We start from the raw sequence: 20,098 nt of genomic DNA, 5'->3' as shown, positions 1-20,098 counted from the left end.
CGCCGGGCCCCGTGCGCAGGTCCCGTCCCCCACGCCCGGCGGGGCCGAGGCCCCCTCCCACCCTCCCGACGGTGCGCGGGTGTTGTCCGCCGCACCGGGCGGTGCGCAGGTCCCGTCCCCCAGGCGCGCGGGATGCCCGCCCCCGGCCGCCGGCGGCATCACGGCGGCCGGTCGCTGCACCGACGCCCTGGGCCCGGCCGCGGCGCCCGCCGTCCCGAGCCCGAGGCCGGCAAGGGCCAGGGCGAGGGGCCGCCCTGCGGCCGGCAGAGCGCTACCCGCGACGAATCTTGCAAGAGGCGCTCACGATGGACCCATTTCCACGAAGGCCGGACGATTCCTACACAGCGAGGGGCTTCAGCGGGCCGTCGCCGCCGGGGCCCCGGGCCGTCGCCGCCGGGGTCCCCGGGCCGTGGCCGCCAGCGCCCCGCTGTACCCCCGCCAGGGGCTGGGACGCCCCGGTGCGGCTGCGGAGCGGCGAGCCCCAGGGCGGCCGCTCGCCCGGGCGGCGGCCGGTCGTTGGGCCGGCCCTGGGGCCCGAGCCCCCGAGGCCGTGGCGGACCTCACCGCCTGCGGAAGACGGGCGCGCCGCCCACGTACGTGGCCAGCACGGGGATGGACCGCAGCTCCCCCGGCGCGACCCGCCACGGGTCGGCCCCCAGGACCACCGCGTCCGCCGCCGCACCCGGCAAGAGGCTGCCCCAGAGCCCCTCCGCGAGGGCGCCGTAGGCGGCCCCCGCGGTGTAGGCCTTCAGCGCCTCGCCGACGCCGAGGCGCTGCTCGGGGTGCCAGCCCCCCGGCGGATGGCCCGCCAGGTCGTCCCGCGTGATGGCCGCCTGCACGCCCTCCAGGGGAGGCAACGGCTCGATGGGGGCGTCGGAGCCCGCCGAGACCGGCACGCCGGCATCGATCAGGCTGCGCCAGGCATAGGCGTACCGGCACCGCTCGGGTCCCAGCCGCTCCTCCACGAAGGCCAGGTCCGACGCCAGGAAGCGCGGCTGGATCTCGGCCACCACCCCGGCGGCCGCCAGTCGCCGCGGGTGCTCCGGCGCCATGACCTGCACGTGGATCAGCCGGTGGCGACCCGGCCCGCCCCGGCCCCGGGCCGCGGCCACCGCCTCCAGGGCCACGTCGATGGCCCGGTCGCCGATGCAGTGGATCGCCACCTGGTATCCGGCGGCAGCCGCCTCGGCCACGCGGGCGGCCAGTTCCTCCGGGGGGTGGCGAAGGAGGCCCCGCTCCGCCCCGTCGCCGTCGTGGTAGGGCTCCCGCAGCGCCGCCGTGCGGCCGCCCAGCGACCCGTCGGCGAAGAACTTGATCGAGCCCATGCGCAGCCACTCGTCGCCGTGGCCCGAGGGGCCCCACCGCCGGGCGTCGCCGAACGCCGCCCAGCCCACGTCCAGGGCTACCCGCAGCGGCCGCCCGCGGCGGCGGGCGGCGGCGTACAGCGCCACCACGTCCCCCAGCTCCCCGGGGCGGTGGACGTCGTGGCTGTGGACGGCGGTGATCCCGGCCGCATGGGCGGTCCGGATCACCTCCCGAAGTCCCGCCAGCCGCTCCTCGAACCCCGGCTCGGGCCGGGCCGCCGCCACCCGGTCGATGGCGGTCTCCTCCAGCAAGCCCGTCAGCTCGCCGGTCTCGGGATTCCGGACGAACCGGCCACCCGGCGGGTCGGGCGTCTCCCGGTGCACGCCGGCCGCGGCCAGGGCGGCGCCGTTGGCCACGGCCACGTGCCGGCACACCCGCCGCAGGAGGACGGGGTGCTCCGGGGCCGCCCGGTCGAGCAAGGCCCGCCCCGGCCACGTCGGCGGGTCGAACCGGCTCTGATCCCAGCCGTAGCCCTCGATCCACGTGCCCGGCGGCAGCTCCGCGGCCCGTCGGGCCACGCGGCGGGCCAGTTCGTCCAGCGAGTCCACGTCCCGCAGGTCGAGCTGCGCCGCCGCCGCGGCGCACCAGAGCAGGTGGCAGTGGCCGTCGACGAAACCCGGCAGCAGCACCGCCTCCCGGGGCAGGACCTCCACCTCCGCCCGCGGCCCCGCCGCGTCCCGCACGGCGGCCTCGCTCCCCAGGGCGGCCACGCGGCCGTCGCGGAAGAGCACCGCCTCCGCCGGGGCGACGGGCGCGCCCGGCGCCGGGACGATGCGGCCGACCAGCACGAGGCCGGCCGCCGGGGGTCCGTCGCCGCCGCACGCCGCCGCGACGGAGGTGGGCACGCTGTCGTCCATGGGGTCGGGCGCCGCGGAACCATGGGGTGGGGAGGCTGGCGTGGCCATCGCGATCCGCGTCACCTCCTGGACGGGATGGCCATGCCCCCGGCTCAGCGACGGCCCGCCTCCACCGGCGTCCCCAGGACCCGGGCGAGGGCGGCCCGCGCCAGGATCTCCGCCGGATCGACCCACGGCACGGGGAAGTCGCCGGGCCGCAGGACCAGGGGCAGCTCCGTGCAGCCGGCGATCAGCACCCGGGCGCCGCGCTCCACCAGGTGGGCACCGGCCTCGAGCAACCGCCGGCGCGCCGGGGCGTACACCCCGGCCTTGATGCCGTCGGGACCGAAGATCGCCCGGGTCACCCGTGCCTGGTAGGGCGGATCGGGCACCACGACCTCGAGGCCCACTCGCGCCAGCGCTTCGTGGTAGAGGCCACTCTGCACCGTCAATTCCGTGGCCAGCAAGCCCACGGGCCCGCCAGCGGCCAGCCCGGCCGCGGGGTCGCCGCCGGGCGCCAGGGCCCGCGCGACCTCCCGCATGATGTGCAGGATCGGGACCGGGCTCGCCTCCTGGAGCCGGTCGAAGTACACGTGGGCGGTGTTGCAGGGGATCAGGATCACGCGCGCCCCCAAGGCGACCAGCCCCTGGATCCCCGCCACCATGGCCGGCACGGGGTCCGGGCCGCAGCCGCGCAGGTAGGCGGTGCGGTCGGGGATCTTCGGGTTGCTGTCGATGACCACCCGCACGTGGTCCTGGTCCACCCGGGCCGGCGTGGCGCGGACGATCTTGGCGAACAGGTCGACGGTCGCCTCGGGCCCCATGCCCCCCAGGATGCCGATGGCCGGCCCGCCCGCGCCCGCAAGGGCGGCCGCGGTGGCGCGGGCGGCGTAGTCCGCTTCGATGCGACCCGAACCGTCCCGACGAACCGGCCGGGAGGCCGCCGCGGACGGGGCGCCGGGTGGAGACGGCACGGCCGGCGGGGCTGCGGGCACGGGCGCGGTGCCCTCCGGCCGGGGCCCGCCCCTCCCGCCCCCCGGCCCGGGACGCAGGCGACCGTCCCCGTGAGCCCCCGGGCGCCAGCCCGCTGGGCGGTGAGACCGTCCGTTCCGGCTTACGTCCGTCGACATTCGACCTTTGCGCCTCCCGCGGGTTCGCGCCGACCGGCGGACGCCGAGCGGATTCGGCGACCGGCACCACGCCGACGGCTGGCCGGCTACGGACCGGTGGCTCGCCGCGCCGCGGCGGGGACCGCAGCCGGCGGGCGGCCCGCCGCCGTGTCCGGCCGGCGGCGGGCATCCGGGCGCAGCCAGCCGCCGTCCGAGGCGCGCCGCCGGCCTTGGTCGCACGGCGGCACAATGAGCTCAGCGTTCGACGGCTTCGGCCCGGCTCCTGCCCGGCTCACGACCGGGGGCGCCCTGCGGGGGCGCCGCCCCGCCGGCGCCCCCGCAGGGCGGCACGCGACCGGGGCGTACCCACCGGGCCCGCGTCGGCCACGATGCCACCCCTATTTGCATCCCAGGGAATTGCCTCCCAGGGCGGGGCGCAAGCCGGGCGGTACCCCGGAGGGCGCCGGGCGAAACCGGGCGGGCCCGGGCAGGCGGGGCGCAACCCGGGCGGTACCGCGCAGGACACCGCGCCAGGGGGGTGCCCGGCAGGGCGGTGCGCAACCGGCGCGTCGGTCCGCCGGGCGACGGGCGACCAGGGCGGGGCCCCGCATGGCCGGGCGCAACCCTCGCCACCCCACCCGGCGCCCGGGCAACCCGGGTGGCGCCCCCTCGGGGCGCCGCGCAACCGGGGCGGCGGTGCGGGTGGCGCCGCTGCGCGGCGGGCGGTGCGGGTCCGTGCCACAGCGCCCTCGCGCTCGGGGATGGCGCGCCGGTCCCCGCACCCACGGTGTATGCACGGGGGGCGGGACAGGTGCCCACACCGGGCACCTGTCCCGCCCCCGAGGGGCAGTCGCCACCCGCAAGGGTGCGCCGGGGTCGGCCCGCCGACCCCGGCCCGGCGCGCCGACCCCGGCGAGCCCGCCGGCCGCTGCGGGCTTCAGGCTCCGGCGGTGCGGTCCGTCCCGGGCGTCGCCTGGAGCCGGCGCACCACCTGGGCGCAGCGGGGACAGAGGTCGGGGTGGTCGCCGTCGTCCCCGACGCCGGGGACGTGGCGCCAGCAGCGGGCACAACGCGCCAGGGACGACCGCGCCACCCGGACGGTCAGGCCGTCGACCCGCGCCTCGACGGAGCCGCCGCCGGCCGTCCCTGCCACCTCCGGCTGGGCCCCGGCGGCAGGCCCGGTCCCGGTCCCCTCGGCCGCCGCGTCCCGCGCCGGGTCGGCGGGCACCCCGCCACCGTCCCGCACCGCGGCGGCCCCCCCCAGCGCCCCCGGCACCGCGGACGCCGCCGCGGGCTCGGTCCCGCGGCCATGGCCGGGTTCGACCACCACCTCGGCCACCAGGAACAGCTCCGGCAGCTCGGGCATGTGCCGCTCCAGCACCCGGGCCTGCTCGCCGGTCGCCCCCGCGATCACCACCCGGGCCTCCGCCGGCACCTCGATCACCTTGTCCTGGCGGGCCTGTTCGAGGACGCGATAGACCGCCTCCCGTACCCGCAGCAGCGTCTCGTACCGGTGCAGCAGCGCCTCGTCGCGCCAGGCGGGCTGGGGGTCGGGCATCAGGGCCAGGTGCACGCTCTCCGGCTCGCCCTCCCCTCGCGGCAGGTGTCCCCACACCTCGTCCGCCGTGTGGCAGAGCACCGGCGCCAGCAGCAGGGTCAGGGTGCGCGCCAGCTGGTAGAGCACCGTCTGGGCCGCCCGCCGCTCGGGGGCCGCCGGCCAGGAGGCGTAGAGCCGGTCCTTGAGCACGTCCAGGTAGAACGCGCTGAGATCGGTGACGCAGAAGTTGTGGATCGCGTGGTAGACCAGCTGGTACTGGTACTCGTCGTACGCCCGGCGCACCCGCTCCGTCACCTGGGCGAGCCGCGCCAGCGCCCAGCGGTCGAGCTCGGGCAGCTCGCCGTAGGCCACGGCGTCCCGGCCCGGGTCGAAGTCGCCCAGGTTCGCCAGGAGAAAGCGCAGGGTGTTGCGGATCTTCCGGTAGACCTCGGCCATCTGCTTGAGGATGTCCTCCGAGATCCGCACGTCGCCCCGGTAGTCCGACGAGACCGCCCACAGGCGCAGCACGTCGGCCCCGTAGCGCCGGATCACGTCGTTGGGGTCGACCACGTTGCCCAGGGACTTGGACATCTTGCGGCCCTCGCCGTCCACCACGAAGCCGTGGGTCAGCACGGCCCGGTAGGGCGCCTGGCCGCGGGTGGCCACCGCCGTCAGCAGCGACGACTGGAACCAGCCCCGGTGCTGGTCGGATCCCTCCAGGTAGAGGTCCGCGGGCCAGGTCAGCTCCTCCCGCGTCTCGAGCACCGCGGCGTGGCTCGACCCGGAGTCGAACCACACGTCCATGATGTCGGTCTCCTTGCGGAACCCCTGCCGGCTGCCGCAGTGGGGGCAGGCGAAGCCCTCGGGCAGGATCTCCGCCGCCTCCCGCTGGAACCAGGCGTTGGAGCCCTCCCGCCGGAAGAGGTCCGCCACCGCGCGGATGCTCGCTTCCGTGATCACCGGCTCCTGGCAGGCCTCGCAGTAGAAGACCGGGATCGGCACGCCCCAGGCGCGCTGGCGGGAGATGCACCAGTCGCCGCGGTCGGCCACCATGTTGCGGATGCGCTCCCGACCCCACTCCGGGATCCAGCGCACTCGATCGATGGCCTCCAGGGCCTGCCGGCGGAAGCCCTCCACCGAGGCGAACCACTGGGTGGTGGCGCGGAAGATCACCGGCTGGCGGCAACGCCAGCAGTGGGCGTACTGGTGCCGGATGGTGCCCTCGGCCAAAAGCGCCCCCGCGTCGTCCAGGGCGCGCACGATGTGGGGGTTCGCATCGGCGTAGAACAGGCCCGCGAAGGGCCCGGCCTCCTGGGTGAAGCGGCCGCGGTCGTCCACCGGGCTCAGCACGGGCAGGCCGTAGCGGCGACCGACCTCGAAGTCCTCCTGGCCGTGGCCCGGCGCCGTGTGGACCAACCCCGTGCCCTCCTCCATGCTGACGTGCTCGGCCAGCACCACCGGCGAGGTGCGGTCGAACAGGGGGTGGCGGTAGGTGACGCCCGCGAGGTCGGCCCCGGTCCAGGGGCCCGAGCGGCCGCGTTCCTCCAGCTGGGCGGCCTGGAGCACCCGCTCCACGAGGGGCTCGGCCACCACCAGCGGCCCACGGTCGGTCTCGACCGCCACGTAGCGGGCCTCGGGGTGGACCGCGATGGCCAGGTTGGCCGGGATCGTCCAGGGCGTGGTGGTCCAGATCACCAGCCGGGCGCCGTCCGGCAGGCGGCCGCGGCCGTCCACCACGGGAAAGGCGACGTAGATGGAGGGCGACGTCTTCTCCCGGTACTCGATCTCCGCCTCCGCCAGCGCCGTCTCGTCCACGGGACACCAGTACACGGAGTAGAGGCTGCGGTAGATGTAGCCGCGCCGCGCCATCTCGCCGAAGACCTCGATCTGCTTGGCCTCGTACTCGGGATCCAGGGTGAGGTAGGGCCGCTCCCAGTCGCCCAGCACGCCCAGGCGGCGGAACTGCTGGCGCTGCCGGTTCATCTGCTCCAGGGCGTAGTCGCGGCAGCGGTTCCGCAACTCGACGGGCGAGATGGCGCGCCGGTCGACGCCCAGCACCTCCAGGGCACGGCGCTCGATGGGCAGGCCGTGGGTGTCCCAACCCGGGACGTAGGGCGCGTCGTAGCCCACCATGGAGGCGTACCGCACCACCACGTCCTTGAGGATCTTGTTGAGGGCCGTGCCCACGTGGATGTCGCCGTTGGCGTAGGGCGGGCCGTCGTGCAGGACGAACCGCGGCCGCCCGCGGCGGGCCTCGCGCAGCCGCCGGTAGAGGTCCATCGCGTCCCAGCGGCGCTGGATCTCGGGCTCCCGCCGGGGCAGGTTGGCCCGCATGGGGAAGTCGGTCTTGGGCAGGTTGAGCGTCTCGCGGTAGTCCATGCTCCCCCTCCTCGCGAAGTCGGCAACAACGAAAAACCCCTTCGCCAAAGGGCGAAGGGGGCTCCCTCGCGGTACCACCTTTGTTCCCGGGCAAGCTCGCCGCGGCCGCGGCGGCTCGTCACGGCCGCCCGCGGCGCCAGGGCCACGTCGCCGTCGGTTCCCCGGTCGCGGGTCCGGTACCAGCCGAAGGCCCGGGCACTCTGCGGCCCGCTAACGGGGGCCAGGCGGCCCAGCCTACTGCGCGCCCCGCGCTGCCTCCATCCGTGGCTCCCGCAGGCCGCGGGGCGGGTTCGGTGGGCGGCTCGGGGGGGATCTTCGGGCGGCCACCGGCGCCCGGGCTCGCAGCCGACGGCCCGGGCTCTCTGCAGCCGGCATCGCGACCGGCCCTACTCGCCCCGTCATCGCCGTGCTCGACCATTGACCATTGGCGGGGGCGCCGCCCCTGGGGCCGCGGCGCCCAGCCTGTCGGATTACGGCAAATTGTAGGGACGCGGCGGCGGCCCGTCAAGGGAGGGGCGCCTGGGGACTGCATCAAGCTTCGGTAGGTGGATCCCCCCGACCCATGTTCCGGTCACGCCACAGAAAGGCCGGCCAGATGCCGCAGCGCCTTCACCCACTCGCGGTCCGCATGGGGTCCGTAGAGCGCCGGGATCCGCACCCGCAGCCACTGGGCGACATCCTCCACGTCGCTCCGGCTCAGGCGCTGCCCGAACAGCCGGCCTTGCGGGGTCGGGGCCACCGGTGGCGCCTGGCGGCGCTGCCAGACCGGACGCGCGTAGCGATCGAGCTCCCCGTTCGCTCGAGCCGCCAACAGCCGGGCCAGGTGCCGAGCCCCTCGCTCGCTCCACGCGGCCCCGCGCCGCTTCATTCGCCGGGCCAGCACGTGGTAGTTCTCCGCCTCGATCGCACCGAGCCGCCGCGCGTTCGCGTCGGCCACGATGCCGTCCCAGTGGTTCTTCAAGTACTGCTTCAGTTCTTGGACGCGGTCGCGCGCTTCACCCCGCGCCCGCCGGCGAGCCGCATCCAGGATCGTCTCCACCTCGCGCCACGGCTTCCCCTCGGCCAGGGCCGCCGCCAGCTGCCGGTGGGCTTCCGCGTCGTGCTGCAGTCCCCGCCGCATGGCCCGTTTCAGGTGGAACGGATCGAGGCGATACGAAGCCTGTGGGAGGTACTCAAGGGCCTTGCGGATCCACGGCGCCCCGTCCCCACCCACCGTGCACTGTTCCACCCGGGCCCAGTCCCACTCCGCCGCAAAGGCCGCCAGCGCCTCCTCGATGGACGCCGTCCCTTCGCCCACGGCCACGTGCACCCGCCGGTTCTTCAGCACCGTCCGCCCCCGCGCGTCCGTCGCCTTGCCCTCATACGCCAGCGCATGCATCAGCGCAATCCGCTCTTTCTGCCCATCCGGCCCGCGCCGCCGGCCCCGCACCAACAGCTCGTCAAACTCCAAGTCGACGGCGGCCGCCGGCCGGCTCCCGGGCGGGATCTCGCCCCGCTCAAACACCGCCTCCCGCTGCGCCTTCGCCGCTTCGTCCGCTCGGGCCCCGGCCGCCTGCACATCCGCCCACAAGGCCATGGCGCTCAGCCGCACGGCCCCGCAGCTCACCCGCTCCAGCCAGTCCGCTGCCGCCGCAAACGGCACTTGGGTGCACAGCTGAATCCCGAACTCCTGCACCAGCGGCGAGTATCGCTGCCGCGGCGCCAGCCCGAGCACTTCATCCAGCAAGAACCGCCGTGCGCCGCTCGGCCGCTCCTGGTAATACCGTCGTTCCCACTGGATCTCACCCACCCACGTGATCAGGCTCCGCGGTTGCTGATTGACGCACTTCAGTTGCCGCCGGTCCCGCTGCTCCATCAGCTGCCGGTCCAGCGCCTCCAAAGCCGTGACCAACAGTTGCCGCGCGGCCTCCTGCGCCCCTCGGACCACGGCCACCTCCAGCGCTCGAAAGTCCGGAGCCTCCCACAGGGCCTTTTCCACAACCCGAGCAAGCTGCAGGGTGATCTCCCCGATGCGGCGAATCACGTCCTTCATGGAGAGGCCTCACCTCCATCCTTGGCCAGAAGGATCGGCTGTCCCGTTTGGGACAACCTGGTGAGGTCTCTCCTTCGCTTTTCCCCCACCAGCACCTACCGAAACTTTAGACAGTCCGCCTGGGCCCGTCGAGGGAGGGACGCCTGGCTAGAGGCCGGCGGTCCTTTCGCGGCCCGCCGCCACCTCCCGGGCTGCACCCCACTGCGCCGGGGGACGAGCCGGCCCGGGCTCGCGCCCCCCCTCCTGCCCGCCGGCGCCGGGGCGGGCCGGCCCCCGGGCGCCGACGCCGCGGTGGACCGTCGCCCCGGCGTCGGCCACCAGGGCGGCCGGTTCGTCCGCCGCGTCCCGGCCCGGGGCGGCACCGGCGTCGCCCTCCGAGACCGCCGCCGCGGCATCGGCCTCGTCACCCCCCGCCAGCCCCGGTTCCTCGTCGAGGAGCTGCAGGTGGGCCATCAGCATGGCCCGCATCCGCGCCCGCGCGACCTTCATGTTGTTGAGCAGCTCCTGGTAGCGGCGCTCCATCTCCTCCGCCTTCGCCCGGGCCGCTTGCACGATCTGCTCGGCCTCCAGCCGCGCCTGGTTGATCAGCAGCTCCGCCTGCCGCTGGGCGCTGGCCTTGACCTCCTCCGCCGTCTCCTGGGCGACCACCAGGGTGTTGTGGAGCGTGTCCTCCAGCTGCCGGTACTGCTCCAGCTTGGCGTTCAGCGCGTCCACCTGCTCGCGCAGGGCGGCGTTGTCCCGCAGCACCTGGTCGAACTCCCGGCCCACCTGCTCGAGGAACTCGTCCACCTGGGTCTCGTTGTAACCGCGGAAGGAGCGGGAGAACTGCTTGTTGTGGATGTCCAGCGGCCTGAGGGCCATCCTCCCACCTCCCGGGATCGGTGCCGTCCCGCCCCTGGGGCGGGATGCCGGCTCGCCCGGCGCCGGCGACGGGTGGCGCCGCCGTCACGCCACCGCCAGAAGCAGCCGCACCAGCAGGGTCTCCACCAGCCGGATCAGCAAGAGGGCGACCAGCGGCGACAGGTCCAACGGCCCGGTGGCGGGCATCACCCGCCGGATCGGGGCCAGGATCGGCTCCGTCAGTTGGACCAGTACACGATAGACATCGTGAAACGTGCGGTTGTAGTTACCCTGGACGAACCACGACATGATCACGCGGATCAGCAGCAGCCAGAAGAACGCCGTGGCGAGGCCGTGGATCACCCGGACGAGGAACGTCACGATCCAGTCGGTCAACGCCCACCCTCCCTGCGCCGCCCATCGGGCTCCGCCCCACCGGCCGCCGCGCCATGCCGCCGGCACCGCCCCGCCGGGTCGGCCGCCGTTCCCTCGCCGCCCCTCAGTCGCGGCTGAGGAAGTCCGGACGGTCGACCACGGTCTCCACGTTCTGCGGGGCGAAGAACACGACGCCGTTGGCGATGCGGTACATCTCCCCGTTGAGGGCGTAGATGGTGCCGCTCAAGAAGTTGAGGATGCGCTGCGCCGTCTCCTTGTCGGTGTCCTCGAGGTTGAGGATCAGCGGCCGCCGGTTCTTCAGGTGCTCGGCGATGTCCTGGACCTCGTCGAAGGACCGGGGGCGGGCGATGACCACCCGTTGGGAGCGGGGACCGGAGGCCAGGGGCACCAGCTGCCCCGGCCGGCCGGCGGCCCCCTCCGGCCGCTCCCGCGAGGGGCGACCGTCCCGGCGTCGCGTCGTGGTCGTGCCGTCTTGCGGTTCCTCGGCCGCGGCGGCCTCGACCACCTCCTCCTCGACCTCGAAGCCGATCAGGGAGAGCAGCCGGTCCATCCACCCCATCGCGACTCCTCCTCATCCGCGCTCGCCGAAGATGGCCCGGCCGATGCGTACGATGGTCGCACCCTCTTCCACCGCCACCTCGAAGTCGTCGGTCATGCCCATGGACAGGTGGCGCATCTCGATGCCCGGGAGGTCGCGGCACCGCTCGGCGGCCTCCTCCAAGAGCTGCCGCAGCCGACGGAAGACCGGCCGCACCTCTTCCGGGTTATCGGCCCGCGGCGCCACGGTCATCAGGCCGACCACCCGCAGGCCGGGGCGACCCGCCACCTGCTGGAGAAAGGGGATGACCTTCTCCGGCGGCAAGCCCGCCTTGGTGGCCTCCCCCGCCACGTTGACCTCCACCAGACACGGCAACACCCGGCCGCAGCGGCTGGCACGCCGGTCGACCTCCTGGGCCAGGGCCACGCGGTCCAGGGAGTGGAGCAGATGACAGTGCCGGACGATGTACTTCACCTTGTTGGTCTGCAGCCGCCCCACGAAGTGCCAGTGGACGTCGTCGCCGAAGGCCGGGAACTTGTCCCGCGCCTCCTGGGCGCGGTTCTCCCCGAAGTGTCGGATCCCGGCGGCGTACGCCTCGCGCATCGCGGCGACGGGCACCGACTTGCTCACCGCCACCAGCGTGACCGCCCCGGGATCCCGCCCCGCCCGCGCCGCCGCGGCGGCGATGCGCTCCCGCACGGCGGCCACCCGTTCGGCTATGCTCATCGGCGTCGTCGCTCCCCGGACGGAGCCGGCGGCCGCTGCCCCCGGCGCCGCGGTGCGCCACGGCCCCGGCGGGACCCGCAGGTGTCCCGCCAACCGCGCCGTTCGACCCGCCGTCGACGCCGGCGGCGGGCCATCCGGCGCCGGCGCCCGGAGCCCCCCCGTGACCCGGGAGGAGCCCGGCGTCCCGGGCCGCCGGCCCTTCCAGTGTAGCAGGGCGATTCCATACCGGCGGGGGCGACTCCTGCCCGTTTCGGCGGTTCCGTACGTCGGGACGGCCCTCCCGCTCCCACCCCGCGGGCACACCTCCGGGAGAGCGCCGCCGGGGCCGTCGCAGGCGTCAGGAGGAAGCTTCGCGGGTCGTGCGGATCGTCCAGGTCTTGCGGATCGGCGGGTCGTGCAGGTCGTGCGGATCGCCGGGCGTCGAGCTGCGCCCGAGCGCCGTCGCGCCGGCCGGGAGGGGGCCGACGCCCGCCCGGCGCGGCGGGGCCGGCCCCGCCGCGCCGGGCGGCCGCGACCGGTGGGGACGGCTGCCTGCGGCGCCCGACGGGAATCAGCCACCCGGCCGGATACCCGGCCGGATGCCGATCAGGCCGGCCATGCGGCCCGTTCGACCGCCGCTGGCCCGGTGGGAGAAGAAGGACGCGGTGTCGCAGGCCGTGCACAGCGCCGCGACGGCGATGCGTCGGGGGTCGAGGCCCGCCTCCACCAGCAGTCGCCGGTTCGTCTCCCAGAGGTCCCAGTGCCGGTAGCCGGCGCCCCGGGGCGACGGCGCGAGGACCTCCTCCGCCCACGGCAGCCGGCGCGCGAGCCGCTGGAGGACGGGTTCGTCCACCTCGAAGCAGCAGGGGCCGATGGAGGGACCGATCAGGGCGTTGAGACGGTGAGTGCCCACGCCCATGGCCCTCGCCAGGGTGCGGGCCGCCGCCGGCGCCACCCCGGCCAGGGTGCCGCGCCAGCCGGCATGGGCCAGGGCCACCCCGCGACGCGGTCCGGGTGCCGCCCCGGCCCCATCCCGCGGGGCGACACCGGCCGTCGCGGGGGAGGGCTCCGCCTCGCCCCACAGGAAGACGGGGACGCAGTCGGCAAAGGTGGCCCACAGCAGGACGCCGGGGTCCGTGGTCACCAGCGCGTCGGCCGCGGGCGCCTCCCCCGGGGGCCACGGCGCCTCGGCGCGGACCACGCTCACGTCGGCGCCGTGGACCATGCGCGGCATGGCCACCCACCGCCAGCCGGGACCGGCCGCCTCCAGCACGCGCTGGCGGTTGGCCTCCACCCGGGCCGGTTCGTCCCCGGTGGACCGACCCAGGTTGAGCTCCGCCCAGGGTCCCTCGCTCACGCCGCCCCGGCGGGTGGTGAAGGCCAGGAAGAGCCACGGCGGGGCCTGGGGAAGAACCAGCCACTCCAAACCCGCCACCGACTCCCGGCGCATGGGCGGGGAGGCGTCCCGTGGGAGCGCGGCGGTCACCGGCCTCCCTCCCCTGGGGCCGACCCCTCGCAGCCCGCGGGGCCCGCAGGTCCCCCGGCCCGGGCCACGGGAGGACGGCGCCTATCCCGTCTTTGCCTCCACCCCTTCGCTTCCCGCGACCGCGGCTCCTTCCATGTCGACGAACCCCGGCACGTTGACCAGGATCACGTCCTGACCGAAGCGGACGATCTGCTCCCACGGGATCACGTAGTCGCGGTCGCGGCCGAAGAGGCCGAACCACCGGGCCGGCCCGGGCACGATGATGGCCTGGATGCGCCCGGTCTGGAGGTCGATCTCCACGTCCCCCACCCAGCCCAGCCGGCGCCCGTCCACGATGTTGATCACGTCGCGGGTGCGCAGGTCGGAGGTCTTGAGCACGGCCGTTCACCTCCGCAGCCCATGGCGGCGTCCGCTTCAGGATATGCGGGGACCGGGACGGGGGCCCCGCAGGGGTCGGGCACGGGCCCCCAGGATGGCAGGGGGCGGTGCCCCGGGGTCGCCCCGCGGGACCATGGGGCGAGCCCCGCAGAGCCGCGGGGCTCGCGGCCCGCGGCGCCAGGGGGTTCGCAGGCTGCGGGGACGGGGGCTCGCAGGTCCCGGGGGGCCACGGGGTTCGCAGGCCGCGGGACCGGGGATCTCGCGGGTCGCGCTCGCAGGTCGCGAGATCGGGGGCCGTAGGCTGCGGAACCTGCGGCGCGCAGGTCACAGGACCTTCCGCCCGGGCGGCACGCAGGGAACAGGACCTTCCGCCGGGGGCCGCGGCACCTGGGGACTAGCGGGCCGCCGCGCGCTGCCAGGCGGCCAGCGACGCCCACCAGCTGCCGACGCTGCCCCGCCACCACTCCAGGAGGAACCAGCGGGTCTCCGGCGGCCTCCCCGCCCCCGCGGGGTCGACCGCGGCGGTGTCGGCCGTGCCCGCCGCGGTCCCGTCGGGCGCGGCGTAGGCCCCGCCGGCCAGGGCCTGGGGGGTCGCGCTGGCGGCTTCGCCCCCGCTTCCCGGGACCGGGGTGGCGAGCCTGGCGGACGTCCCCGAAGCGCCGGCGGCGACGGCCCCCAGCGGCTCGACGGCCGTCGCCGGGTCCGCGCCGGCGCCGGCGGGACCGCCGTCCCCCACCCGGCACAGCCCGGGGAACAAGACGCACCAGAAGTTGTGACCCCGTCCGCTGCCCAGCACCACCCGGACGGCGGGATAGGTGCCGGCCGGGTAGACGAAACCGCCCAGTTCGCGGCGGTCGAAGGCGAAGGATCCGATCTCGACCCGCGCGCCATACGACAAGCCGGCCTGGCGGACCACCGCCTCGGCGCGGCCCTCCAGCTGGGGGGCCATCGCGGCCACCCGCTGGAGGACCTCTTCCGGCGTGCGCACCCCGGCGGCGGCCGCGGTCACCAGCGGAAGGAGGGCGTCGCGCACCTGGAGCTTGACCGCCTGGTCCCGGGCGGCATCGCTGTGGGCGACGACGTGGAGCCGGACGATGGGCGGTACCGGCGGCGACGCGGCCGGTTCCACCGCCGGTGTGTGACCGGCCGCCCGCGGGCCCAGGGTGACCGCAACGAAGAGGGCGAGGGCCAGCCACCCTGCGACCCGGAGCCAGCGGCCCACCCCCGGCTGCGGGCGCGCACCGGTCCGGCCGGCCGTCAGGGGGCGGCGCGCGGCCGCCGGCTGGCCGTGGTGCACCCCGTCCCCGTTCGCCGCCGCGCCGGTCGCGACCGGGCCGATCCCCGCCCGCGGGTCGCGGCGCGGGATTCGTGGGGCTTTCCGTGGAGCTCGCGCGTCCATGCCTCTCGCCCTTTCACATGTACTTGCGCATGCGCTGGAGGGCGGCCTTCTCCAGTCGCGAGACCTGCGCCTGGGAGATGCCGATCTCGTTGGCGACCTCCATCTGGGTCTTGCCCTGGTAGAAGCGCTTGGTGATGATCAACTGCTCGCGCTCGTCCAGGCGGGACATGGCCTCGCGAACCGCGATGCTCTCCAGCCACTGCTCGTCGCGCTGCTTGTCGTCGCTGACCTGGTCGACCACGTAGATGGGGTCGCCGCCGTCCTGGTAGATCGGCTCGAACAGGGAGACGGGATCCTGGATGGCGTCCAGGGCGTGGACGACCTCCTCCCGCGGGAGCCCGAGCTCCCGGGCGATCTCCTCCAGGGTCGGCTCCCGACCGTGCCGGTGGGTCAGCTGATCCCGCACCTGGAGCGCCTTGTACGCCACGTCCCGCAGGGAGCGGCTGACGCGGATCGGGGTGTTGTCCCGCAGGTAGCGGCGGATCTCGCCGATGATCATGGGCACCGCATAGGTGGAGAAGCGCACGTTCTGGTCGAGATCGAAATTGTCGATGGCCTTCATCAAGCCGATGCATCCCACTTGAAACAGGTCGTCAACGGGTTCGCCGCGATGATTGAAGCGTTGAATGACACTGAGGACGAGGCGCAGGTTGCCCTGGACCAGTTGCTGCCGCGCCTCCTGATCGCCCTGGCGCATGCGCTGAAACAGCGTCCGCATCTGTTCGTTCGTCAGCACCGGGAGTTCGGCGGTATTCACCCCACAGATCTCAACCTTGTTGATCATGCGGCTCATGGGAACGTGGCTCCCTCCCGCCCGCCGGCCCGTGGCCATCGGCGGCAGGCCATGTGCGCGCAGCCGAGCTCGTCCTGCAACGGGGAGTATGCGCGGCGCTGGGAGGGGTTATGCACCGGCGACGCCGGCATCATTCGTCATAACTTTCCCCGGCGCGTTGCGGGGCATGCATTGGAGAGCGCCGTGATGACGGCATGCTTTGGGGAGGACGATCAACATCGAGTCCTATCATTGAGAGGTCTCAATCGATCAACCTTCATCGAATTGACACGAAGAGCCCCGCAGCGTAGGCTGCGGGGCTCTGTGCAAACCTGCGGGGCCCTTTACAAACCCATGTTGAGATTCAGCTGATCGCTTCCTGGATCTTCTCCCGCAAGGCGTCCAGCTCATCCTGGGTCGCATCGTCCACCTCACACCAGGTGGCCAGGGGGCACTGCCACTGCTGGTAGTCCAGGAGCCCGAAGGCCACCTCCAGCTGCCGCCGCGTCAGGGCTGGAGCCTCTGCGGCCTCCATGGCGGCGTCGAGGACGTCGACCAGTTCCTCCAGCTCCTGCGGGTCGACCGCCGGTTCGACCTCGACGGCGTGGATGTCGCAGCCGAAGCCAGCGAAGTCGGCAACGTTCCGCAAGAGGGCCATCTCCCGCCCGGACAGCGCCACCGTGACCGCCGGTGTCCCTGGCATCGGGACCACCTCCCGGTTCCAGGATGCACCGGCCGCGACGGGCCGCCTGTGACCGCCGTCACCGATTTGATATGAACAGGATCCCCCCGGATGGCGGGCCCTCGCCTCCCCCAGCTACTCCATCTTCCGGATCTCCCGGCGCAAGCGGTTGATGATGCGCTTCTCCAGGCGCGAGATGTACGATTGCGAGATGCCCAGGTGGTCGGCCACCTGCTTCTGGGTGCGCTCGATGCCGTCCACCAGGCCGAATCGCAGCTCCATGATCAGCCGCTCCCGCGGGCTGAGGCGCGCCAGGGCCCGGTAGAGCAGCTGGCGGTCCACCTTGGCCTCCAGGTCGCGATAGATCACGTCGCCGTCCGTGGCCGGGATCACGTCCGAGAGCAAGAGCTCGTTGCCCTCCCAGTCCACGTTGAGCGGCTCGTCCAGGGAGACCTCGTACCGCGTGCGGCTGGTGCGCCGCAGGTGCATGAGGATCTCGTTCTCGATGCACTTGGAGGCGTACGTGGCCAGCTTGATCCGCTTGGACGGATCGAAGGTGTTCACGGCCTTGATCAGACCGATGGTCCCGATGGAGACCAGGTCCTCGAGGGGGATGCCGGTGTTGTCGAACTTGCGCGCGATGTAGACCACCAGGCGCAGGTTGCGCTCGATCAGGGTGTGACGGGCGGCGGGGTCGTCGTCGTCCAGGCGGTCCAGCAGCAGCTCCTCCTCGTCGGCCGTGAGCGGCGGGGGCAGGGCCTGGCTGCCCCCGAGGTAGTGCACGGGCAGCCGCGCCACGCCCGAGCGCAGCAACCACCGCAGGATGGCCAGCCGCACGGACCACTTCAACCGGAGCCAGTGATGCCGCATCGTCTGCAGCGCCTCCCCTCCCGACAGGTCTAGGACACCCGTGACGACGCGGGACCCGCGGCGTCGGGCGCCTCCAAGAGCGCGGTGGGTAGAAGGGCCACGTAGTGCTGATCCCCGGTGAAGCGGCCGGGGAAGACCGCCACCACCGCGGGGCCCAGGGCCCGCCAGCGCTCCCCGGGCCGGACCCCGGCCGCGGACCGGCCGGGGTCCGGGACCGGGCTGCGCTCTCCGCCCGCCGGGCAGCGCGCCGCCGTCGTCGATGCCGCCGGCGCGCCCGGCACCCCGGTGGCGTCCGCGCCAGCCCGACCCTGGCCGGATTCCGCGGGCGCAGGTGGCGCCGCGGCATCCGTCCCCGCACCGCCAGGCCGCGCCGCGTCGAGCACAACGGGATCGCCTTCGCGGCCGGGATCCGGCTCGCTGACCGCGGCGGCCACCTCCGTGGAAGGAAGCGCCACCTCCCCGGTCTCGGCCCCGGCCGTCGACCCGGACGAACCCGCCGGCGCGCGGTGCCCTCCCCGCTCCGCGGCACCCCCCCGCCCCGCCTGCGGCCACGGGGGATCCGCCAACCGAGGCCTCGCGCCGGCTGCTGGCCGGCCGCCCTCCTCGGGCCCCCTGCCGCCCACCGGCTCCGGCCACCGCACCCAGAGGGCGTCGGGGCGGAACCCGGCCAGGAACCCCCGCTCCCGGCCGATGGAGGCGAAGGGGACGATGCGCAGGCGCTCGGCCCAGCCGGCGGCCACGGCCGCGCGCGCCCAGGCGGCGATGTCGTCGTCGGCGGCCACGGCCTGGCGCAGGGCCGGCGGGAGGAGCGGGGCCACGGCCTGTTCCTCCACCACGACCACCGCCAGGCCCGTCAGGGGATCCCGCAGCTGGTTGCCGGTGTCCACCAGGGCGGGCAGGTCCACCGCCCGCCCCTCGCAGGCCACCCGCAAGGTGACGTACAGCGGTCCCGGCAGCGAGCGACGGCGCCACGCCTGGAAGAAGAACCGGCCCGCGGCCACGGCCGCCCCGACCGCGGGCACCAGGGCGACGACGGGGGCACCGGCGGGCAGGCCGCGGCCGGCCACCAGCGAGAGGACCGCCAGCGCACCGCCGGCGACGAAGCAGGCCAGCCCGTAGAACCACGCGGCCAGGGCCAGCAACCGCCGGGGCGCCACCGGCCAGAAGGCCAGCAGCAGCATGGCGGTCGAGGCGAGCACGATGCCCGGCAGGCGGCTCCAGGGTCCGTCGGGGGCCAGGGCGACGAGGCAGGCGAAGGCGGTCCCCCAGGCCGTGGCCAGGAGCAGGCGCCCCCGGCTGGTGCGCGCCTGGGTCGCCTGGGCCGTGGCGGCCAGGAGGGCGTAGTCGACGACCGCATTGACCAGGACGAAGAGGTCCAGGTAGACGTACGGCACGGGCGTCGCCCCCGCTGCGCCATCGCCACGATCCCATGCCTATGCCCGTCGCCGGGATGGTAGAACCACGCGACGACCGCCGGCGGCCCGGCCGCCGGCGGTCTGATTATACGGCCCGCGCTGGGGGAAACATGTCGACCCGTGCCTGCGGGAAGGGTGGAGGGCTGTCGAGGCGGCGTCCTGCGCGGGCCGCGGGGCCCGCGCAGGACGCCGCCGCGCCCGGCCCGCCCGGCCTAGCGCGCCGAGCGCGGCCGTCGGCGCAGGAAGTGGGGGATGTCCAGGTCGTCGCCGGTGAACGGCTTGATGGGCAGGTCGTCCAGCTCGGCGGGCGGCGCCGCGGGCTTCGGATCGAAGCCCGTGGCGATCACCGTCACGCGGATCTCGTCCTCCAGCGACTCGTCGATCACCGCCCCGAAGATGATGTTGGCGTCGGGATCGGCCGCCTGGGCGATGATCTCCGCAGCCTCGTTGACCTCGTACAGGCCCAGGTCGGTGCCGCCGGTGATGCTGAGCAGCACCCCCTTGGCCCCTTCGATGGAGGCCTCCAGCAGCGGGCTCGAGATGGCCGCGCGGGCGGCGTCCACGGCGCGGGTCTCGCCCCGCCCCACGCCGATGCCCATCAGGGCAGAGCCGGTGTTCATCATGATGGTGCGCACGTCGGCGAAGTCCAGGTTGATCAGCCCCGGCACCGCGATCAGGTCGGAGATCCCCTGGACGCCCTGCCGGAGCACGTCGTCCGCCACCCGGAAGGCCTGGAGGATCGAGGTCTTCTTGTCCACCACCTGCAGCAGGCGGTCGTTGGGGATGGTGATCAGGGTGTCCACCTTGGCCTTGAGGTTGTTGATGCCCATCTCCGCCTGGGCCGCCCGCTTGCGCCCCTCGAAGGAGAAGGGCCGGGTCACCACCCCCACCGTGAGCGCCCCGACCTCGGTGGCGATCTCGGCGATGACCGGCGAGGCACCGGTCCCGGTGCCGCCGCCCATGCCGGCGGTGATGAAGACCATGTCCGCGCCCTTGAGGCGCTCCTTGATCTCCTCGCGGCTCTCCTCCGCCGCCTTCTTGCCGATCTCCGGGTCGGCGCCCGCCCCCAGGCCGCGGGTCACCTCCCTGCCGATCTGGATCTTCTCCGACGCCAGCGAGGTGGACAGCGCCTGGGCGTCGGTGTTCACCGCCAGGAATTCGACGCCCCGCAGCCCCGCCTCGATCATGCGGTTGACGGCGTTGTTCCCGCCGCCGCCCACCCCGACCACCTTGATCACGGCAAAGGGTTGGTTCTCCATGTCGAACTCGAGCACGGTCCAAAACCTCCCCGGTGCCGGAGACCCCGGCACCCTCCCGGATCGCCCGGTGTCCGCGGGGTTCGCGATACCGGGACGAGGG

General features: G+C 74.6%; 16 protein-coding genes. All 16 read right to left on the bottom strand.

From position 1 onward, the window contains the following. Window positions 1-560 precede the first annotated feature (560 nt). Window positions 561-2,270 (bottom strand): amidohydrolase, encoded by a 1,710-nt coding sequence (locus tag Q5761_RS04355; RefSeq protein WP_318751333.1) that lies wholly within the window; start codon window positions 2,268-2,270, stop codon window positions 561-563. Window positions 2,271-2,314: 44 nt separating this feature from the next. Then, on the bottom strand, window positions 2,315-3,196 hold the full coding sequence (locus tag Q5761_RS04350) for an aspartate/glutamate racemase family protein (RefSeq protein ID WP_318751332.1): 882 nt from the start codon (window positions 3,194-3,196) through the stop codon (window positions 2,315-2,317). Window positions 3,197-4,247: 1,051 nt separating this feature from the next. Continuing rightward, window positions 4,248-7,226 carry an isoleucine--tRNA ligase gene (gene ileS, locus Q5761_RS04345; protein ID WP_318751331.1) on the bottom strand — a complete coding sequence of 993 codons (2,979 nt, stop codon included), beginning with the start codon at window positions 7,224-7,226 and terminating at the stop codon, window positions 4,248-4,250. A gap of 571 nt (window positions 7,227-7,797) precedes the next feature. After that, window positions 7,798-9,258: an ISLre2 family transposase gene (locus tag Q5761_RS04340; RefSeq protein WP_135224670.1), complete on the bottom strand. Its 1,461-nt coding sequence runs from the start codon at window positions 9,256-9,258 to the stop codon at window positions 7,798-7,800. A gap of 147 nt (window positions 9,259-9,405) precedes the next feature. After that, complete coding sequence (locus Q5761_RS04335) at window positions 9,406-10,119, bottom strand: DivIVA domain-containing protein (protein ID WP_318751330.1); 714 nt, start codon at window positions 10,117-10,119, stop codon at window positions 9,406-9,408. An 84-nt stretch (window positions 10,120-10,203) separates the two neighbouring features. Beyond that, window positions 10,204-10,494 carry a YggT family protein gene (locus Q5761_RS04330; RefSeq protein WP_318751329.1) on the bottom strand — a complete coding sequence of 97 codons (291 nt, stop codon included), beginning with the start codon at window positions 10,492-10,494 and terminating at the stop codon, window positions 10,204-10,206. Window positions 10,495-10,597: 103 nt separating this feature from the next. Next, a complete protein-coding gene (locus Q5761_RS04325; protein ID WP_318751328.1) occupies window positions 10,598-11,053 on the bottom strand; it encodes a cell division protein SepF in 456 nt (151 codons plus the stop codon). A 12-nt stretch (window positions 11,054-11,065) separates the two neighbouring features. Beyond that, window positions 11,066-11,758, bottom strand: a complete 693-nt coding sequence (locus tag Q5761_RS04320) for a YggS family pyridoxal phosphate-dependent enzyme (protein ID WP_318751327.1) — start codon at window positions 11,756-11,758, stop codon at window positions 11,066-11,068. Between the two features lie 550 nt (window positions 11,759-12,308). Beyond that, window positions 12,309-13,223, bottom strand: coding sequence for a polyphenol oxidase family protein (locus tag Q5761_RS04315; RefSeq protein ID WP_243123254.1), 915 nt, complete (start codon window positions 13,221-13,223; stop codon window positions 12,309-12,311). A gap of 81 nt (window positions 13,224-13,304) precedes the next feature. Beyond that, entirely contained in the window at window positions 13,305-13,601 is a 297-nt protein-coding gene (locus tag Q5761_RS04310; RefSeq protein ID WP_135225234.1) for a YlmC/YmxH family sporulation protein, read from the bottom strand. A 394-nt stretch (window positions 13,602-13,995) separates the two neighbouring features. Continuing rightward, window positions 13,996-14,898, bottom strand: a complete 903-nt coding sequence (locus tag Q5761_RS04305; RefSeq protein WP_167758895.1) for a stage II sporulation protein R — start codon at window positions 14,896-14,898, stop codon at window positions 13,996-13,998. A 115-nt stretch (window positions 14,899-15,013) separates the two neighbouring features. After that, entirely contained in the window at window positions 15,014-15,784 is a 771-nt protein-coding gene (gene sigG, locus Q5761_RS04300) for an RNA polymerase sporulation sigma factor SigG (protein ID WP_207669958.1), read from the bottom strand. 352 nt (window positions 15,785-16,136) lie between these two features. After that, window positions 16,137-16,475 (bottom strand): hypothetical protein, encoded by a 339-nt coding sequence (locus tag Q5761_RS04295; protein ID WP_135225231.1) that lies wholly within the window; start codon window positions 16,473-16,475, stop codon window positions 16,137-16,139. Between the two features lie 114 nt (window positions 16,476-16,589). Next, window positions 16,590-17,324: an RNA polymerase sporulation sigma factor SigE gene (gene sigE, locus Q5761_RS04290; protein ID WP_135225230.1), complete on the bottom strand. Its 735-nt coding sequence runs from the start codon at window positions 17,322-17,324 to the stop codon at window positions 16,590-16,592. 29 nt (window positions 17,325-17,353) lie between these two features. Then, entirely contained in the window at window positions 17,354-18,718 is a 1,365-nt protein-coding gene (locus Q5761_RS04285) for a sigma-E processing peptidase SpoIIGA (RefSeq protein WP_318751326.1), read from the bottom strand. A 233-nt stretch (window positions 18,719-18,951) separates the two neighbouring features. Next, a complete protein-coding gene (ftsZ, locus tag Q5761_RS04280) occupies window positions 18,952-20,013 on the bottom strand; it encodes a cell division protein FtsZ (protein WP_135225229.1) in 1,062 nt (353 codons plus the stop codon). Window positions 20,014-20,098: the final 85 nt, after the last annotated feature.

Source organism: Thermaerobacter composti (assembly GCF_033582035.1).
Taxonomy (GTDB): Bacteria; Bacillota; Sulfobacillia; order Thermaerobacterales; family Thermaerobacteraceae; genus Thermaerobacter; species Thermaerobacter composti.
Note: the sequence above shows the minus strand (reverse complement) of the source record. Positions and strands in the feature narration are given on the sequence as shown.

What these genes read in the sequence shown, in the direction of transcription:
- Q5761_RS04295 (WP_135225231.1), bottom strand. Translation starts at nt 16,475, where the DNA reads ATGCCAGGGACACCGGCGGTCACGGTGGCGCTGTCCGGGCGGGAGATG.
- Q5761_RS04340 (WP_135224670.1), bottom strand. Translation starts at nt 9,258, where the DNA reads ATGAAGGACGTGATTCGCCGCATCGGGGAGATCACCCTGCAGCTTGCT.
- Q5761_RS04320 (WP_318751327.1), bottom strand. Translation starts at nt 11,758, where the DNA reads ATGAGCATAGCCGAACGGGTGGCCGCCGTGCGGGAGCGCATCGCCGCC.
- sigE (WP_135225230.1), bottom strand. Translation starts at nt 17,324, where the DNA reads ATGCGGCATCACTGGCTCCGGTTGAAGTGGTCCGTGCGGCTGGCCATC.
- Q5761_RS04355 (WP_318751333.1), bottom strand. Translation starts at nt 2,270, where the DNA reads ATGGCCACGCCAGCCTCCCCACCCCATGGTTCCGCGGCGCCCGACCCC.
- Q5761_RS04335 (WP_318751330.1), bottom strand. Translation starts at nt 10,119, where the DNA reads ATGGCCCTCAGGCCGCTGGACATCCACAACAAGCAGTTCTCCCGCTCC.
- Q5761_RS04325 (WP_318751328.1), bottom strand. Translation starts at nt 11,053, where the DNA reads ATGGGGTGGATGGACCGGCTGCTCTCCCTGATCGGCTTCGAGGTCGAG.
- sigG (WP_207669958.1), bottom strand. Translation starts at nt 15,784, where the DNA reads ATGATCAACAAGGTTGAGATCTGTGGGGTGAATACCGCCGAACTCCCG.
- ileS (WP_318751331.1), bottom strand. Translation starts at nt 7,226, where the DNA reads ATGGACTACCGCGAGACGCTCAACCTGCCCAAGACCGACTTCCCCATG.